This window comes from Claveliimonas sp., assembly GCF_037273965.1.
In the GTDB taxonomy this organism is placed as follows: Bacteria; Bacillota; Clostridia; order Lachnospirales; family Lachnospiraceae; genus Claveliimonas; species Claveliimonas bilis.
Map to the genome: position 1 here is coordinate 1 of NZ_JAYAZJ010000034.1, position 17,280 is coordinate 17,280.

Below are 17,280 nucleotides of genomic sequence, written 5' to 3' on the forward strand. Positions count from 1 at the left end.
TGGACTTCAGACCTGGCCGACGCGCTTACTTTATGGATTTAGGGATTGCAAACTATTCTTTCTTTTTCCTCACCTTCGCAAAAGAAACGCATGCAAACATATGCCTGTTGTAGAAAGAAATCTGCGTTTTCTGCACTTTGATCTTTACATCCGGAATCCTCGACATAATGCATGTTTCGAACTTCTCATATAACGGCAATGCATCCATCTGCCGATCAAAAAACTGTAAAACGGTATCCTGCATATTCTTTTCCCCCTGTATCTGCATAGCCGGATATCAGACCGCGCATTTTTTATATATAACAGTATAGCATACAAAGTATTTTCTGCAAAAAAAGACCGGATCCATCTTCAGCCCTGCTCCTGCTGCTTTTGTCTCCGGCCTTTTCTCTTTAATTTACGATCCTTACTCTTAGCACCCCATCAATCTGTCTTAGGTCTTCCGCTACCCGTTCCGGGATTTCCGAATCAATATCGATCATCGTATATGCATATCCGCCCTTACTTTTATTAGCCATATCGGCAATATTCATATTATCATCCGCCAAAATCCTGGTGAACTGACCGATCATATTCGGCTTATTGTAATGGAGAAGAACAATTCTTTTATTCTCGCCCGGCATTCCCATATCACAGTCCGGGTAATTGACAGAATTGCGGATATTACCATATTCCAGATAATCCATGATCTGACGGACTGCCATTTTAGCACAATTATCTTCAGATTCCTCAGTGGATGCTCCAAGATGTGGAATAACGATAGCACCTTTTACTCCGGCAATAACAGGAGTCGGGAAGTCTGTCACATAATGACGTACCTGACCGCTTTCCAGGGCATCGATCATATCCTCCTCATTTACCAGGACATCTCTGGCAAAATTCAGGACAATTACTCCCTTCTTCATGAGTCCGAGTGCATTTTTATCGATCATGCCTTTTGTACTGTCCATTGCCGGCACATGGATCGTAATATAATCACAGTTTTTATATAATTCATCTACGGTTTTTGCGTGGTGGATATTCCTGGAAAGTCTCCATGCAGAATCCACGGAAACATAAGGATCAAACCCGTACACATCCATTCCAAGATGAGTTGCCGCATTTGCCACGAGCACTCCAATTGCGCCAAGCCCTATCACGCCAAGCTTTTTCCCTTCCAGCTCACATCCTGCAAAGGCTTTTTTCGCTTTTTCTGCGTCTTTGGCAATATTACCGTCCTCTTCATTTTCCTGCACCCAGTTGATTCCTCCAATGATGTCTCTGGATGCCAGAAGCATTCCGGCAATCACCAGCTCTTTCACACCATTTGCATTTGCGCCGGGTGTATTAAATACAACAATCCCCCTCTCCGCACATTTGTCCAGAGGAATATTGTTTACTCCGGCGCCCGCCCTTGCAATCGCCTTCAACTTTGGACTAAACTCCATGTCATGCATGGCAGCGCTCCTTACAAGGATCGCATCTGCTTTCCCCGGGTCACTGACTGGTACATATTGTTCCGTCATACCTTCCATCCCAGCCTCAGAAATTTGGTTTAAGCAATAATAATGATACATGTCTACAGATTCTCCTTCTCAAATTTCTTCATAAAATCTACCAGTGCCTGAACTCCCTCATATGGCATTGCATTGTAAATGCTGGCTCTCATACCGCCCACACTCCGGTGTCCTTTTAAATTTTCCAGTCCTGCCTCTTTTGCCTCTTTCACAAATTTGGCATCCAGTTCTTCATTACCTGTCACAAACGGTACGTTCATAAGAGAGCGGTCCTTCTTTTCGACTGTCCCCTTAAAAAGACAGCTCTCATCCAGATAATCGTAGAGAAGCTTGGCTTTCTTCTCATTTTTCTTCTTTATTTCTTCCAGACCACCCTGCTTTTTCAGCCACTTGAACACTTTGCCGCAGATATAGATCCCGTAAGCCGGCGGAGTATTGTAAAGAGAACCGGCGTCTGCATGTGTCTTATACTGCATCATGGTCGGCGTACCCGGAAGGACATCTTCTGTGATCAGATCCTCTCTGATAATGACGATCACTACTCCGGCAGGACCGATATTTTTCTGTACACCGCCATAAATCAAACCGTACTTTGTTACATCCACCGGTTCAGATAAAAAGCAGGAGGATACATCCGCCACAAGCGGTTTCCCTTTCGTGTCGGGAAGCTCACGAAATTTTGTCCCGTAAATAGTATTATTTTCACATATGTATACATAATCGGCATCCGGCGACACGGAAAGATCGGAACAGTCCGGTATATAGGAAAATGTTTTATCCTCAGATGAGGCAATCTTATTAACCCGGCCGTATTTCTGCGCTTCCTGATAAGCCTTTTTTGCCCACTGTCCGGTTACGATATAATCTGCCACTTTGTTTTTCATCAGGTTCATAGGAATCATGGCAAACTGCAAAGATGCTCCTCCCTGCAGGAAAAGGACTTTATAGTTTTCCGGAATATGCATCAGCTCCCGTATATCTGTTTCCGCTTCATTTAAAATAGAGGCAAAAGCCTGTGAACGATGACTCATTTCCATCACTGACATTCCGGTTCCTCTGTAATCTGTCATTTCCTCCGCTGCCTCTTTCAGAACTTCTTCCGGCAGCATGGCCGGTCCTGCTGAAAAATTATAGACTCTGCTCATAAGCTTCTCCCTCCATTTTCTTTTCTATTTCTACATATCCGCTTCGTCAAAGGCTTCCCGAATCGGCGCTCCCGGCGCCACCATCGGCCATACTTTCTCGTCTTTATCAATCTGACAGTCAATGACAATGGGTTTTCCGAGAGTCAGCGCTCTTGCAAAGGCCTCCTGAAATTCTTCCCGTGTAGTTACCCGGACGCCTTCTGCTCCCATCGCTTCTGCCAGCTTTACAAAATCCACTGCATCATTAAGAACAGTCTGGGAATATCTTTTTCCATAGAACAAATCCTGCCACTGACGTACCATTCCCAGCACATGATTGTTGATCACTACTTGAATCACCGGAATATTGCTTCTTACCGCTGTGGCAATTTCATTCATGTTCATACGGAAACATCCATCCCCGGCAATATTGACTACTGTCTTATCCGGCATTCCGGTCTTTGCCCCAAGCGCGGCGCCAAGCCCGTATCCCATAGTTCCGAGTCCGCCGGAAGTGAGCAAAGTACGCGGTTTTGTGTACTTATAATACTGTGCCGCCCACATCTGATGCTGACCAACCTCTGTTACAATGATCGCTTCTCCTTTTGTCTGACGGTAGATTTCTTCCACTACAAAAGGACCAGTCAACCCTTCACTTGGATAAACGAGAGGATATTTTTCCTTGTAAGCCATAATCTTTTCTTTCCACTCGCTGTGATCCTGCTGTTCCAAAAGCTCATTAATCCTTTTAAGAGTCACCTTCAGATCACCGATCACTCCTTCTGTGATAAGCACATTTTTGTTCATCTCAGCTGCATCTACATCAAACTGAAGGATTTTGGCATGTTTTGCAAACTCCTTCACATTTCCGGTAACACGGTCGCTGAAACGAGCGCCGGCTACGATCAGAAGGTCACATTCATCCACACCGTAATCTGCTGTTTTTGTTCCATGCATTCCTATCATCCCGGTATAAAGTTCATCTGTTCCGGGAAATGCTCCTTTTCCCATAAGAGAGTCTGTCACAGGAGCATCTACTTTCTTTATAAACTCATACAATTCCTTATGAGCACCAGACAAAATCGCGCCGCCGCCCACAAAGACGTAGGGTTTTTTGGACTGACGGATCATTTCCAAAGCTGTTTGGATATCTTCCTCGCACACTTCTTCAGATGGCATTACCGGCTCGATCACTGCCGGCTCATATTCTGTCACTGTGCTGGTAATATCTTTCGGAATATCGATAAGAACCGGCCCCGGACGCCCCTTTTTTGCGATTACGAAGGCTTTGCGGATGGTATCTGCCAGTTTTGTTACATCCTTCACAATATAGTTATGCTTTGTAATAGGCATAGTAATACCTGCAATATCAATTTCCTGGAAACTGTCTTTTCCAAGTAAGGATACTCCTACATTACAGGTAATTGCAACGATTGGAATAGAGTCCATATATGCTGTCGCAATTCCTGTCACAAGATTCGTTGCGCCCGGCCCGCTGGTGGCAAAGCATACCCCTACTCGCCCTGTTGCTCTGGCATAGCCGTCCGCCGCATGGGCTGCTCCCTGTTCGTGGGATGTAAGAATGTGTCTGATTTCATTACTATGCTTATACAGCTCATCATATACATTCAGGATTGCTCCCCCCGGATAGCCGAATACTGTATCAACACCCTGTTCTTTTAAACATTCAATAACAATTTCTGCACCTGTCAACTGCATTTCATCACTCTTTTCCTACTTTTATTTATTTTTTTGGAATTTCCAATACAGCGCCGCGATTTCCCGAAGTAACCATGGAAGCATATCTTGCCAGATATCCTGTTGTAATCTTAGGTTCACGAGGCTGCCAGTTTTTCTTCCTTTCTTCCAATACTTCATCCGGAACATCCAGTTCGATTTTCAGTCCGGGAATATCGATCTTGATTATATCTCCTTCTTCTACAAAAGCAATGGGGCCGCCCACTGCGGCTTCCGGTGAAACATGTCCGATAGACGCTCCTCTGGATGCACCGCTGAAACGTCCGTCTGTGATCAGTGCTACACTGGATCCAAGTCCCATTCCGGCAATAGCAGAGGTTGGATTGAGCATTTCCGGCATTCCGGGACCTCCCTTGGGCCCTACATAGCGGATCACAACCACATCACCTTCTACAATTTTTCCTCCTTTGATCGCTGCGATCGCATCTTCCTCACAGTCAAAGACTCTTGCAGGCCCTTCGTGAACCAGCATTTCATCTACAACTGCAGACCGTTTTACCACGCTTCCGTCAGGAGCCAGGTTGCCTTTCAAAACTGCAAGGCCGCCCGTTTCGCTGTATGGATTGTCGATGGGCCGGATGACGTTATGATTTTTGTTCACCGCTCCTTTGATGTTTTCGCCAACTGTCTTTCCGGTTACAGTCATACACTCCGTATGGAGAAGTCCTTTTTTATTCAGCTCAGACATGACAGCGTAAACGCCGCCCGCCTCATTGAGATCTTCAATATAAGTATGGCCTGCTGGTGCAAGGTGGCAGAGATTCGGAGTCTTCTCGCTGATTCCGTTTGCGAAATCGATCTCGAAATCCATACCGATCTCATGAGCGATCGCCGGCAGATGCAGCATACTGTTGGTGGAGCATCCAAGTGCCATATCTACAGTCAGGGCATTGAGGATTGCCTCCTTCGTCATAATATCTCTTGGACAGATATTTTTTCTTACCAATTCCATGATCTGCATTCCGGCATGTTTTGCAAGACGGATACGCTCGGAATAAACTGCCGGAATCGTTCCGTTTCCTGCAAGTCCCATTCCGAGAACCTCTGTCAGACAGTTCATGCTGTTTGCTGTATACATCCCGGAACAGGATCCGCATGTGGGACATGCCTTGTTTTCCATCTCCAGAAGTCCTTCATCGTCCATCTTTCCTGCCGCATGAGCGCCAACTGCTTCAAACATACTGGAAAGACTTGTTTTTTCGCCATGTACGTGTCCGGCCATCATTGGACCGCCGCTGACAAAAATTGTCGGCACATTGATCCGGGCTGCCGCCATCAGAAGCCCCGGCACATTCTTATCACAATTTGGAACCATAACAAGTCCGTCGAACTGATGGGCCATTGCCATCGCTTCCGTAGAATCTGCAATAAGATCACGGGTCACAAGAGAATATTTCATACCAATGTGTCCCATGGCGATTCCGTCACACACTGCAATGGCCGGAAATACAATAGGGGTCCCCCCTGCCATTGCCACACCCATCTTCACTGCATTCACGATCTTATCCAGATTCATGTGTCCTGGAACAATCTCATTGTAGGAGCTGACAATACCGATCAGTGGACGGTCAAGCTCTTCTTTCGTGTATCCTAACGCATTAAATAACGAACGGTGGGGTGCCTGCTGCACGCCCTTTTTTACATTATCACTTCTCATATTCAATCCTCCGTTGCAATTTGGGACGTAACACTTTTAAACTTTACTACGTCCTAAATTAAAAAATACCCTGTGTAAAACTGCAATATACCCTGTGTAAAATTGTATCTAAATATATGCTGCGATCCGATCTCCCATCTCTTTTGTGCCAATCTGCTTCTTGCCCTCCGACATAATATCTATCGTACGATACCCGTCTTTCAGGACTTTCTCTACTGCCGCTTCAATGGCGTCTGCCTCCTGATCCAGGTCAAAACTGAATCTTAGCATCATAGCAGCGGATAAAATGGTTGCAATCGGATTAGCTATTCCTTTTCCGGCAATATCCGGGGCGGAACCTCCGCTTGGCTCATACAGGCCGAATTTTGTTTCATTCAGACTGGCACTTGCCAGCATTCCAATAGATCCGGTCACCATACTGGCTTCGTCAGAGAGAATGTCGCCAAACATATTCTCTGTCAAAATCACATCAAACTGACGCGGATCTTTTACCAGCTGCATCGCACAATTGTCTACCAGCATATGTTCCAACTCAACGTTCGGATACTTTTTTGCCACGTCTTCTACAACTTTTCTCCAAAGTCTGGAAGAATCCAGTACATTCGCCTTATCCACACTTGTTACTTTGCATCGTCTCTTTTCCGCAACGTCAAAAGCACGCTTTGCAATCCTTCTGATCTCATTTTCATTATAGGTGAGAGAATCATAGGCTGTCATAACGCCATCTTTCTCTACGGTTTTCCTTTCTCCAAAATACAGACCTCCGGTCAGCTCACGCATGATCATCATATCAAAACCGCCCTCCGTAATGTCTTCTTTCAAAGGACAGGCTCCTTTCAATTCATCATACAAAACTGCAGGCCGCAGATTGGCAAAAAGATTCAGTGCCTTTCTTATTTTCAAAAGTCCGGCCTCCGGTCTTTTATCCGGCTCAAGCTGATACCAGGGTGAAGTTTTTGCATCTCCCCCTATGGATCCCATTAATACTGCATCGCAGGCTTTTGCTTTTTCTATTGTCTCATCGGTCAGAGGGATTCCGTGCACATCAATAGAGGCGCCTCCCAAAAGAAGCTGTTCATAATGGCAGGTATGTCCATACACATTTCCAACTTTATCTAAAACCTTCATGGCCTCTGTGACAATCTCCGGCCCGATACCATCGCCTTTGATCACTCCAATCTTCAGATCCATACACCTCTTCCTTTCTATACAAATTTCATTATTTTTTAATAATATCTCATTTTATGACTTGTTTCAACCCTTTCACAGTGAATTAACACAAAAAATAGAGTGTCCTCGGTTTTTAATTATTTTATAAAATAGAACTGCCGTTGTAGGAATAGGTGTTCCTTCAACGGCAGTTTTCGATTTTCTTATTCAGTTTTTTCCCTTTCTTTTCTTGATTGCATCCACTTATTCATAAGCTACTTGCTCTATCGGCATGGATTTTATTTATTTCTTTCGCTTTTTAATAACAACTGTGGCTATGATGATGATCACTGCTGCCGCTGCCAACGCTATCCAAATTCCAACAGAAGAAGTATCTCCTGTTCTTGGTGCTGCCTGACGGACGTTTGAGTCCTGCTCTTCCTGACCGGCAGCTTCTGTCGTTTTCGTATCTGTTCCTGGCTCAATACTGTCGGCCGAATCCGTTATATCCGCTGGATCGTTTGTCACGCTTCCATCGTTCGTGTCTGTCAGATTATCTGTCCCACTTCCATCGTTGGTATCCGTCGGATCATTTGTTCCGCTTCCGTCATTCGTGTCTGCAGGATTATTTGTTCCGCTTCCAACGTCGGTATCAGTCGGATCGTTTGTCACGCTTCCATCGTCGGCAGCCGCCTTAACGGTAATGCTTTGCACCGCTGATACAGTCACTCCTCCGGAAGTATACTGAAGCTGTACTTCTGTATCTGCTGTTGTCAACGCTTCCTGACTGTAGGTAATCTCTCCCGATACATCTGTCTCGGTTCCATCACTCCACACTGCCCTTACACTGATTCCGGAAGGATCAAAAGTTTCCCCTTCCGAGTATTCTGTCTTGGATGGCGCTGCTGCAATATAAATAGACTGGAGAGTCTTTGTCACAGGATCTTCTGCAGATACCGTTCCTGTATTCACAACAGTTACATAGTCTGCGGAAATATAAGCATACATGGAATCAAAACTATATTCTCCTGCTGATGCAACAGATGTTCTGTCCGCATTTAGCACGGCGTCACTCTGAATGCGATAAAATCCATTTGTGCTGTTGCTGTCCAAAATCAAAACAGCATAATTTGCGCTGGTTCCAGTCTGATAAAGGACTGTTGAACTTGTATTGCTCTCCTGCCTTACATTTACTGTATTATGGCTGGATGCAAGCGTATCTTTAATACCGATGGTATAGTTTCCGCAATCCTGACTTCCTGCCGCCTGATCCAAATTGTAGGCAATGTTGGCAGCCTTTTCACCCCAGTACGGATCCGACGCATATTTTACATTAAGCCCGCTTCCTTTATTACCAAGGAATCCTCCTGAATATGTAGAGCTGGACGGATCAAGATAACTCTGCGACATCCATCCGCACGCAAAATCTTCAATACATGCCTGAACACTTGAGAATGTATCTGCGCTCTCACCCGGCGAAGCATCAACGGCATTCAGCCCGAATAGATTGTTTTTTCCGGATGCGATCGAACTGGTTCCCCAGGCGCTTTCATTTCCTGCTATACTCACCATCAGAAGCGCATTTACTCCGTAAGCTTCCTGTGCATTAACAAAATCGCTTCCCGTACCGCTCATTTTGGAACTGCCTGACACTTTTGCGGCGATCATGGTGTTTAAACTGTCTCCGCTGTATAATGTCTGGCTTCGCAGCGAAAGATATTGATAATAATTATAATACGGCTGATCCGGATTCACAGAATGGGAGCGTGTATTATTCTGATAATCTGAGATCATAGTTTCGTAATCGGTATAAAAATAATGACCGTCATAACTGTAATATTTTTGTCCGGAAGTCAAGTAAGAAGGAGCCTCTCCATTATCCAGACGGCTTCTGTACCCAGGTGTAGTCATATCATACACAATACAGTGAAGCAGCCTTCCGTCTTCCACTTCATATCCGCTGACTACTTCAACCGCATCCAGGCTTATAACCTGTACTTCCGATTCATCCACCCAGCCAATAACGCCCGACATCATAAATTTGACTTTGCCATTGCTTGTCCCAAGATAAGCCGCATCTGCGCCATAATCTCCGTTAACATAGCCGGCTTTCCCTGTTCCGTCTTCCGTATAACTGGTTGTCTCATTGCTTTTCGTATTAAAATTGACGATCATCGGCGAACTGCTTCTTGCCCGGGCATTGCTTCCTTCGTCTTCAACCACTCCATCTGAATCGCCGACTTCTGTAATATTTCCGTTTTCATCCATAGCAGTAACGGATTCCTGACTCTGTGAATTTTCATCCTGAATCTCTGAAGATGTCTGCTCCCCCTCGGCATCTTCCGCATTGCTTTTCATAGCAGGGACTGCGGTCAAAACCATGCACATGAAAAGCATTGGTATCAGCAATTTTCCTTTTTTCATTTACCTTTTACCTCCTTACCCTTTATTAATTATTCATATAAAGCCATTTCTAAAGAATCTTGTGTTTCAGACCACATTTTCTTTGCACAATGGCATCACACTGATACAAAAAAATCATAACATAATTCCGATAATTTTTTCAACTTTTCCACATTTTCTCCATAAAATTTACACATTTTCCTTTTTTATATGTAAAAATGATATTCTTCTTTTCCAAGAAAGAACAAAACGTCCCGTAAACAGAAAAGAACCGGAAATACCGGTTCTTTCATCTCTTAAACAAATTTAATTCTAAACAAATGGATTAATCCTGATTTGCCTTTTCCACCTGTGCAATTGCTGCCTTTTGCATTGGAATACGGCAATTTTTGTTGCTTCCAAACTCAACAATTACGTCATCGTCAGTCAGGTCGATCACTACGCCATAAAATCCGCTGGTAGTCAATACTGTATCTCCTACCTCCATGTCAGCGATCATAGCTGCGAGCCTTTTCTGTTCCTTTTTCTGCGGTCTCATAAGAATAAACCAGAAACCACCGATAATGACAACATATATAAGGATAATCCCGATGGGACTATTCAGGAAGCTTCCGGCTGCTAAAGCATAATTCATAAATAAATTCCTCCTACCATTTCTATCTTATGCACTGTTATTATCATACACAATAATACTGTTTTCATCAAGTACTTTTTGTGTCATCTTTCTATTTCCCCTGACTTAGCATGCCTTCCAGAGTCCTTTTCTTAAACTCCTTATAGGTTCCCTGTTCAATCGCCTCCCGAATCTCTTCCATCAGATGATTGTAGAAATAGAGGTTATGAAGCACGCACAGGCGCATTCCCAACATTTCTTTCGCTTTCAGAAGATGACGGATGTAAGCGCGGGAATAAGATCTGCATGCAGGGCATCCGCATCCCTCCTCGATCGGACGGTCATCCAGCTCATATTTTGCATTAAAAAGATTTCTCTTGCCCTGTTTTGTATAAACATGACCATGACGTCCGTTCCTGCTTGGGTAAACGCAATCAAAGAAGTCTACCCCTCTGTCCACCGCTTCCAGGATATTAGCCGGCGTACCGACTCCCATCAGATAAATTGGTTTGTCCTGTGGAAGATGAGGCACGACAGCGTCCAGAATCCGATACATATCCTCGTGAGACTCTCCAACAGCAAGGCCTCCGATCGCATAGCCCGAAAGATCCATCTGCCGGATCTCATCTGCATGCCGGATTCGGATATCCTCATAAATTCCCCCCTGGTTGATACCGAAGAGAAGCTGATGGGGATTGATCGTATCCGACAGGCTGTTCAGCCTCTCCATCTCTTCTTTGCATCTTGCCAGCCATCTCGTTGTTCTTGCCACAGACTGCTCGATATAGTCCTTTTTGGCCACACTGGAAGGGCACTCGTCAAAAGCCATAGCAATGGTAGACCCGAGATTCGATTGAATCTGCATACTCTCCTCGGGACCCATAAATATTTTGTGTCCGTCAATATGTGACTGGAAATATACGCCTTCTTCTTTGATTTTTCTAAGACCTGCAAGGGAAAATACCTGAAACCCTCCGGAATCTGTCAAAATAGGCCTGTCCCAGGACATAAATTTGTGAAGTCCGCCCAACTGTCTGACAATCTTATCTCCCGGCCTCACATGGAGATGATAGGTATTAGACAACTCCACCTGTGTTCCGATCTGTCTTAGATCATCTGTAGAAACAGCTCCCTTGATGGCTGCCACAGTACCTACATTCATAAATACAGGGGTCTCAATGACCCCGTGTACTGTATGGAGCCGCCCCCTGCGGGCCTCTCCGTCTTTCTTTAATAATTCATACATATCCGTATCCTCTTTTAATAGTGGCATACAACCGGAGTGCCTGCCTCAATATTGGCATATACCGTCGGAGCTACAGAAGGCGGCAGGTTTACACAGCCGTGGGAACCATGGGATAAATACCAGTCCCCGCCAAAAGTTGGCTGCCAGCTTGCGTCATGCAATCCGATCCCTCCATTAAACGGCATCCAGTAGGATACCGGCGACTCCCATTCATAAGTGCCGTCCTCTTTCTTGGGTCCCCGCAGGGTCGTATCCTGCTGTTTATATGCAATAGAATAAGTTCCCTGAGGAGTTCCGTTTCCCTGATTGGGATTTCCCGTTACACAGTCCGTCTCCACTACACACTGACCATTAACAAATACCCACACATGCTGGTTTGTCAGATCAATCTCCACATAACTTGTACCAAAATCGTTGCCCTCATGAGAAGCAGCCCGTCTTGCATACTGCGGCTCTCTTGTAACGGTTTCCGCTTTTTCGATATTTGCCGTCAAAGCAGTATACTCTGCCTCCTGGTCAATCTGCCATCCATAGCTTCCGCCTTCCACCTGTGCGGTATTTCCCGAACCGGTTGTAATTGTCCTTGTCTTCCCATAAGTATCGTATTTATTGGCAAGATCCTGAATATAAGCGCGTACTGCATCCTGATCAAAGGTAACATTCATGCTGTCATCTACTGTAACCCACTGTGAGATCACAGACGAATCCACCACCTCTGTATAAGGGCTGAAATCATATGTAATGTGGGCCCCAAGATAACTGTTCATTTTATCCTTCGCCGCGATCACTTCCTCGGATTCCGATGTAAAGGCCGGCAGAATATAGCATCCCGCCTCTTCCATATCAAGTGTGCTGACAAACCCTCCGACTGCTGTTTTCACAGCTTCCGTAAACTTCTCTGTATCAATTTCTGATCCCACCACTTCCGGCTGAATCACAAATTCTGTATTTTCGAATACCGGCCGGGCCGACTCGGATTTCACCTGTTCTTCCGGATCCATACAGGTCAGGTTATTCAATACTTCTGTCAGTTTACTTTCATCGAACTCCACCCCTACCGGTGCTGTAATCTCCGGGTGATCCCAGAGCGCAGTGATCCACAGCAGCGGATTTTGCTCCTTCAAAAGCTTATTCAGCTCATCACCTTTTACGTATTCCAGATCAATATCGGTGCCGTCGATCACTTCTGTTCCGCCGTCAATTTCCTCCAGCGTCAGCTCATAGTCTGCAACCTGACCTTCCATATATTTTTCAACCTGCTCCACGGTTTTAGCTGAAAATTCCGTCCCGTTGATCTTCGTAAAGAAATAGAAATGGCTGTTAAAAAACAGCGCCGCTCCAAGATAGGCAAGAATCAGTACTCCTACAATGATCAGGATTATCCTCACCGCAAGTTTCTTGCGGCGATGACGTACCAGACGCGGATCTTCCTCGAAATCATCTTCCTCATCCGGAAGTTCTGTTTCTTCCGCATCTGATTCTAAGTTTTCTTCGTCTTCTTCCCTGTCTCTAAAATCACTTTCATCGAAAGATATAACGCCGCTGTCATAATCCATCCAATCTTCCGGATTTTCTTCTGCTTCTTCCGCATCTTCCTCATCCGTCTCTTCTTCTGTTTCTGCAGCCGGTTCCTCCATTTCTCCTTTCCGAAGTTCTTCCTGAAGTTCTTCCAGCGCCTCTTCATCTGTATCATGACTATTTACTTCCTCCTTTAGATCGGAGTTGTTAATTTCATCATATATTTCCTTCATTGTCTCCTGGACAATTTCATCTGAAGAGCGCTCCATGGGGTCTACATTTTTTTCTTTGTCACTCATTTATGAATTACTCCTCTTTTTTAACTCAATATGTAGTCATTATAGTGTTCTGCCAATCTCTTGTCAACAAGCCGTCCGCCCTTTATAATAAAACTTAATAACTTTTAACATTTATTTTAAATATGACAAAGGAGATTTTTGTACCTATGGCTGGCTCTACTTATGGCACTTTATTTACAGTAACAACATGGGGCGAATCCCACGGCCCTGCCCTGGGAGCTGTAGTAGACGGATGTCCTTCCGGACTTTCTCTTTGCGAAAATGATATTCAAAAATATCTGGACCGCCGCCGTCCCGGTCAGGGAAAATTTACTACAGCCCGCCGCGAAAAGGATACCGCCGAAATTTTATCCGGCGTATTTGAAGGCCGGACAACCGGAACTCCCATTTCTATTATAATAAGAAACAACGATCAGATTTCCAGGGATTACGATACACTGAAAAACTGCTTTCGCCCCGGACATGCTGATTTTACCTTTGATCAAAAATACGGTTTCCGAGACTACAGAGGCGGAGGGCGCTCCTCCGGACGTGAAACCATCGGAAGAGTGGCCGCCGGTGCAGTTGCCTGCCGTCTTCTCGAAAGCGTGGGCATCCGCATAACTGCATATACAAAGTCCATTGGGCCCATCTCTGTTCCGGACGGAGAATATGATTTCACTCAAATTTCGGAAAATCCGCTGTATATGCCTTCCAGATCTTTCAGCGAAGAAGCTTCCGCCTATCTGGAATCCTGTATCAAAAACCAGGATTCTTCCGGCGGGATCATCGAATGTCAGATCGAAGGGATTCCGGCAGGAATCGGCGAACCTGTCTTTCACAAACTGGACGCCGCTCTTGCACAGGCAGTCATGTCCATCGGCGCGGTGAAGGGAGTAGAGATCGGAGACGGTTTTCGCTCTGCCCTTGCAAAAGGCAGTGACAACAATGATGCTTTTACTTTTGATGGTTTCCGTATCCGGAAAAGGACCAACCACTCCGGCGGCACCCTGGGCGGCTTAAGCGACGGCAGCACCCTGATCTTCCGCGCCGCCGTCAAACCCACGCCATCTATTGCACGCCCGCAGCATACCGTAACCTCAGATGGAAAAGAAATAGAACTTTCCATACACGGCAGACACGATCCTGTCATCGTTCCCCGGGCCGTCGTTGTTGTGGAGGCCATGGCTGCCCTGGCACTTGCTGATCTTCTCATGATCAACATGTCCTCCCGCCTGGAAAATTTTACTGCATTTTATTATCCAAAAGATAGTAAAGAGCGCCGGCCTTAAACCGGCGCTCTCTATACTTTAAAGCATCCTCCACCGATAAATTCCCTAAGAAGGGAATTAGCCGGAACAATCTCGCTCCCGATTCCCACAAAATAATCCAGAAATTTCAGAAGTCTTTTGGCCTCCTGATATTCTCTGCAGTCCCGCTCAATACCAAACAACAGGGGCTCTATATACTGTTTCAGGACAGCCAGCTCATAAATCAGGGCAGAATTGAACATAATATCTGCTTCCTCCTGATAAGGAAAGATATTTTTCTCCTCCCCTTTCCGTACAGAAGGCCACATAGAGATCGTTCTTCTGGCCGAGGCTCCCCTGGTTCTTGCATCCCGGACAATCCTGCGTATGAGACGTCCGTCTGTTGTCGGAATACGGTTGTGTTCATCAATATTCAGCTGCGTCAGTGCGCTGATATAGATTTTAAATTTATTCTTATCCGGAAGAGACTGTGTCAGACGAGGATTCAGACAGTGAATCCCTTCTATCACCAGCACATCGCTTGGGCCCAGTCTTTTCGGCGGACCGGAGAAGTCTTTATGCCCTGTTTTAAAATTAAAGACCGGAAGCACAACCTCTCTCCCTTTCAAAAGATCTTCCATCTGGGCGTTGAACAGGGCGGTATCTACTGCTTCCAGACATTCAAAATCGTACTCACCCTTGGCGTCCTTTGGCGTATCTTCCCTCTCCACGAAATAATTATCTACTGCAATGGGATGGGGCGTCATGCCTATTGCCCGAAGCTGAATAGACAGCCGGTGTGAAAATGTTGTCTTTCCTGAAGAGGATGGGCCAGCGATCAATACAATTTTTCTTTCCGGCTTTTTGGCGATCATACCGGCAATTTCCGCGATCCTTTTCTCCTGCATGGCTTCCTGCACAAGAACCACTTCTCTCATATCGCTTTTTGTAATCTTGTCATTCAGTGCGCCAACAGTCTCTATACCCAGCATATCTCCCCAGCCTGTTGACTCCTTCAGCACATGAAACAGTTTACTTTGAGGCACAAACGGTTCCAGTGTTCTGGGCGACTCCATCGTAGGCATCTGTATCACAAATCCCTCATCGTAAAGATAGAGCGCAAAATATTTCAGATATCCCGCACTTGGCACCATATATCCATAATAGTAGTCTTCAAATTCATTCATACTGTAAATATTGACCCTGGACACACGGCGGTAGGCAAAAAGCCTCTCTTTATCGTACATGCCGTGCTTGCGGAAAAGCTCAATGGCTTCATCTGTATGAACCGTCCGTTTACGAATGGGCATATCTTCTGCCACCATCTCATTCATCCGGTCTGTGACACGCTGCAAAAATTCTCTGTCCAGAGTCACTTTCCCCTCAATGGTACAGTAATATCCCTGGCTTACTGAATAGTGGATCCTCACCTTGTCTACCAGACGGTGCTCTGTCACGTCATAGATTGCCTTGACAAGCATAAAACACATGCTTCTTTTGTATGTCTTATGTCCGATCTCATCCCCGGTAGTGACAAATTTAATCTCTGTATCGCACTGCAGCGTTTTATGCAGCTCCTGAAGCTTCCCATTGGCAAACACAAGGACAATGTCGTTTTTATAATCTTTCTGAAAATCGCGGGCAATCTCTCCGTAACTTGTTCCTGCCGGATATTCTCTTAAATTTCCCGATGTCTTAACCTGATATGTTTTTTCTTCCATATATTTAAGTCCCTCTTCTATACAATCTGGAAGGGATGGCAGACCGGAGCGGCTGCTGCCTCTATGCCAGGCAGCTTTTCCTCCAGATATATTCTGACATCCTCAATAAAAATATGTTCGATTCCATAATGTCCTGCATCAATGACAGCAAGCCCCTGGGCAACCGCATCAATTCCTGTATGATGGTCGATATCACCGGTGATCAGCACATCTGCCTTTTTATCAAGAGCCGCTTTTATCATACTCTTCCCGGCTCCGGGGGAGATGGCCGGCCTTTTGATCTTTTGATCCATGTCCCCGAACACCTTCACGGCACCCAGATGGAATTTATCCTTTACAAGCCAGCAAAGCTCTTTCAGAGTCATGGGCGTTTTCAGGTCAGCTACTCTTCCGATCCCTTCATCCCTTTCTTCCCGGGATGTCACTTCCAGGACTTCTGTCTCTCCGAAATCCATCTTCCTGCCGGAAAGCTCTGCCATTCCAAGCACATCATAGTTTGTGTGCATAGCATAATAGGAGATATCATTCTGGATCAATTTTAAAATTCTGGCTCCGACAAAGTCAAGATTATTGATCCTTTTTAATCCTGTAAAGATCATGGGATGGTGAGTGATAAGCATATCCGCTCTCCAGTCTGCTGCCTGTTCGATCACATCATCTGTAGCATCCAGCGCCACATAAATGCGCCGCACTTCCTTGTCATCTCTTCCCACAAGCAATCCCACATTATCCCAGTCCATTGCATAGCTTCGCGGATAAGCCGCTTCAATCACATCGATAACTTCTTTGCACAACATCTTTTCCCAGCTCCTTTACTTTTCGTATCTTTGCAGTGCTCTTTCTATTATTTTCAGCTCATGTTCTAGCTCTTTCTCCCGGATCCTCGCCCTCTCATTTTCCACTTTCTTTAACTCCCCAAGGATCCCTTCCCGGATCTGTCTCTCACGAAAGAGATACTTCTTAAGAACCGGATGCTTTCTTTTCAAAAGTTCCCTTCCATAAAGAAGTTCCTCTTCTTCATAGGGTTTCTCTTCCTTCCCATGAACCGCTTTCATCATGGGATAATA

At 45.4% G+C, this 17,280-nt stretch carries 13 protein-coding genes and 1 pseudogene; 1 reads left to right on the top strand and 13 read right to left on the bottom strand.

From position 1 onward, the window contains the following. Nucleotides 1–52 precede the first annotated feature (52 nt). From WJ238_RS01510 to WJ238_RS01555, 10 genes are all read right to left on the bottom strand, one after another. Entirely contained in the window at nt 53–244 is a 192-nt protein-coding gene (locus WJ238_RS01510; protein ID WP_337605950.1) for a DUF5655 domain-containing protein, read from the bottom strand. A gap of 148 nt (nt 245–392) precedes the next feature. After that, complete coding sequence (locus tag WJ238_RS01515) at nt 393–1,556, bottom strand: phosphoglycerate dehydrogenase (RefSeq protein ID WP_230105895.1); 1,164 nt, start codon at nt 1,554–1,556, stop codon at nt 393–395. A gap of 2 nt (nt 1,557–1,558) precedes the next feature. Further along, nucleotides 1,559–2,641, bottom strand: a complete 1,083-nt coding sequence (serC, locus tag WJ238_RS01520) for a 3-phosphoserine/phosphohydroxythreonine transaminase (RefSeq protein ID WP_230105894.1) — start codon at nt 2,639–2,641, stop codon at nt 1,559–1,561. A gap of 30 nt (nt 2,642–2,671) precedes the next feature. After that, the gene (gene ilvB / locus WJ238_RS01525) at nt 2,672–4,339 is read right to left on the bottom strand and encodes a biosynthetic-type acetolactate synthase large subunit (RefSeq protein WP_230105893.1); all 1,668 of its coding nucleotides are present in this window, start codon (nt 4,337–4,339) and stop codon (nt 2,672–2,674) included. Between the two features lie 25 nt (nt 4,340–4,364). Then, a complete protein-coding gene (ilvD, locus tag WJ238_RS01530) occupies nt 4,365–6,035 on the bottom strand; it encodes a dihydroxy-acid dehydratase (RefSeq protein WP_230105892.1) in 1,671 nt (556 codons plus the stop codon). Between the two features lie 108 nt (nt 6,036–6,143). After that, nucleotides 6,144–7,226: a 3-isopropylmalate dehydrogenase gene (leuB, locus tag WJ238_RS01535; protein WP_337605951.1), complete on the bottom strand. Its 1,083-nt coding sequence runs from the start codon at nt 7,224–7,226 to the stop codon at nt 6,144–6,146. A 261-nt stretch (nt 7,227–7,487) separates the two neighbouring features. Further along, entirely contained in the window at nt 7,488–9,608 is a 2,121-nt protein-coding gene (locus tag WJ238_RS01540; RefSeq protein ID WP_337605952.1) for an N-acetylglucosaminidase, read from the bottom strand. 304 nt (nt 9,609–9,912) lie between these two features. Further along, on the bottom strand, nt 9,913–10,221 hold the full coding sequence (gene yajC, locus WJ238_RS01545) for a preprotein translocase subunit YajC (RefSeq protein ID WP_230105889.1): 309 nt from the start codon (nt 10,219–10,221) through the stop codon (nt 9,913–9,915). A gap of 91 nt (nt 10,222–10,312) precedes the next feature. Next, nucleotides 10,313–11,446 (bottom strand): tRNA guanosine(34) transglycosylase Tgt, encoded by a 1,134-nt coding sequence (gene tgt / locus WJ238_RS01550; protein ID WP_230105888.1) that lies wholly within the window; start codon nt 11,444–11,446, stop codon nt 10,313–10,315. A gap of 14 nt (nt 11,447–11,460) precedes the next feature. Next, complete coding sequence (locus WJ238_RS01555) at nt 11,461–13,263, bottom strand: L,D-transpeptidase family protein (protein ID WP_337605953.1); 1,803 nt, start codon at nt 13,261–13,263, stop codon at nt 11,461–11,463. Nucleotides 13,264–13,409: 146 nt separating this feature from the next. Here WJ238_RS01555 and aroC point away from each other — a divergent pair, with 146 nt between their 5' ends. Beyond that, nucleotides 13,410–14,534: a chorismate synthase gene (gene aroC, locus WJ238_RS01560; RefSeq protein ID WP_337605954.1), complete on the top strand. Its 1,125-nt coding sequence runs from the start codon at nt 13,410–13,412 to the stop codon at nt 14,532–14,534. Nucleotides 14,535–14,545: 11 nt separating this feature from the next. Here the strand turns inward: aroC and WJ238_RS01565 are convergent, their stop codons facing one another. From WJ238_RS01565 to WJ238_RS01575, 3 genes and pseudogenes are all read right to left on the bottom strand, one after another. Beyond that, nucleotides 14,546–16,213, bottom strand: coding sequence for a nucleoside kinase (locus WJ238_RS01565; protein ID WP_230105885.1), 1,668 nt, complete (start codon nt 16,211–16,213; stop codon nt 14,546–14,548). 17 nt (nt 16,214–16,230) lie between these two features. Then, complete coding sequence (locus WJ238_RS01570) at nt 16,231–17,010, bottom strand: Nif3-like dinuclear metal center hexameric protein (protein WP_230105884.1); 780 nt, start codon at nt 17,008–17,010, stop codon at nt 16,231–16,233. Between the two features lie 15 nt (nt 17,011–17,025). Further along, nucleotides 17,026–17,280, bottom strand: a pseudogene (locus WJ238_RS01575) (SAM-dependent methyltransferase); the annotation flags it as partial.

What these genes read in the sequence shown, in the direction of transcription:
- WJ238_RS01510 (WP_337605950.1), bottom strand. Translation starts at nt 244, where the DNA reads ATGCAGGATACCGTTTTACAGTTTTTTGATCGGCAGATGGATGCATTG.
- WJ238_RS01515 (WP_230105895.1), bottom strand. Translation starts at nt 1,556, where the DNA reads ATGTATCATTATTATTGCTTAAACCAAATTTCTGAGGCTGGGATGGAA.
- serC (WP_230105894.1), bottom strand. Translation starts at nt 2,641, where the DNA reads ATGAGCAGAGTCTATAATTTTTCAGCAGGACCGGCCATGCTGCCGGAA.
- ilvB (WP_230105893.1), bottom strand. Translation starts at nt 4,339, where the DNA reads ATGCAGTTGACAGGTGCAGAAATTGTTATTGAATGTTTAAAAGAACAG.
- ilvD (WP_230105892.1), bottom strand. Translation starts at nt 6,035, where the DNA reads ATGAGAAGTGATAATGTAAAAAAGGGCGTGCAGCAGGCACCCCACCGT.
- leuB (WP_337605951.1), bottom strand. Translation starts at nt 7,226, where the DNA reads ATGGATCTGAAGATTGGAGTGATCAAAGGCGATGGTATCGGGCCGGAG.
- WJ238_RS01540 (WP_337605952.1), bottom strand. Translation starts at nt 9,608, where the DNA reads ATGAAAAAAGGAAAATTGCTGATACCAATGCTTTTCATGTGCATGGTT.
- yajC (WP_230105889.1), bottom strand. Translation starts at nt 10,221, where the DNA reads ATGAATTATGCTTTAGCAGCCGGAAGCTTCCTGAATAGTCCCATCGGG.
- tgt (WP_230105888.1), bottom strand. Translation starts at nt 11,446, where the DNA reads ATGTATGAATTATTAAAGAAAGACGGAGAGGCCCGCAGGGGGCGGCTC.
- WJ238_RS01555 (WP_337605953.1), bottom strand. Translation starts at nt 13,263, where the DNA reads ATGAGTGACAAAGAAAAAAATGTAGACCCCATGGAGCGCTCTTCAGAT.
- aroC (WP_337605954.1), top strand. Translation starts at nt 13,410, where the DNA reads ATGGCTGGCTCTACTTATGGCACTTTATTTACAGTAACAACATGGGGC.
- WJ238_RS01565 (WP_230105885.1), bottom strand. Translation starts at nt 16,213, where the DNA reads ATGGAAGAAAAAACATATCAGGTTAAGACATCGGGAAATTTAAGAGAA.
- WJ238_RS01570 (WP_230105884.1), bottom strand. Translation starts at nt 17,010, where the DNA reads ATGTTGTGCAAAGAAGTTATCGATGTGATTGAAGCGGCTTATCCGCGA.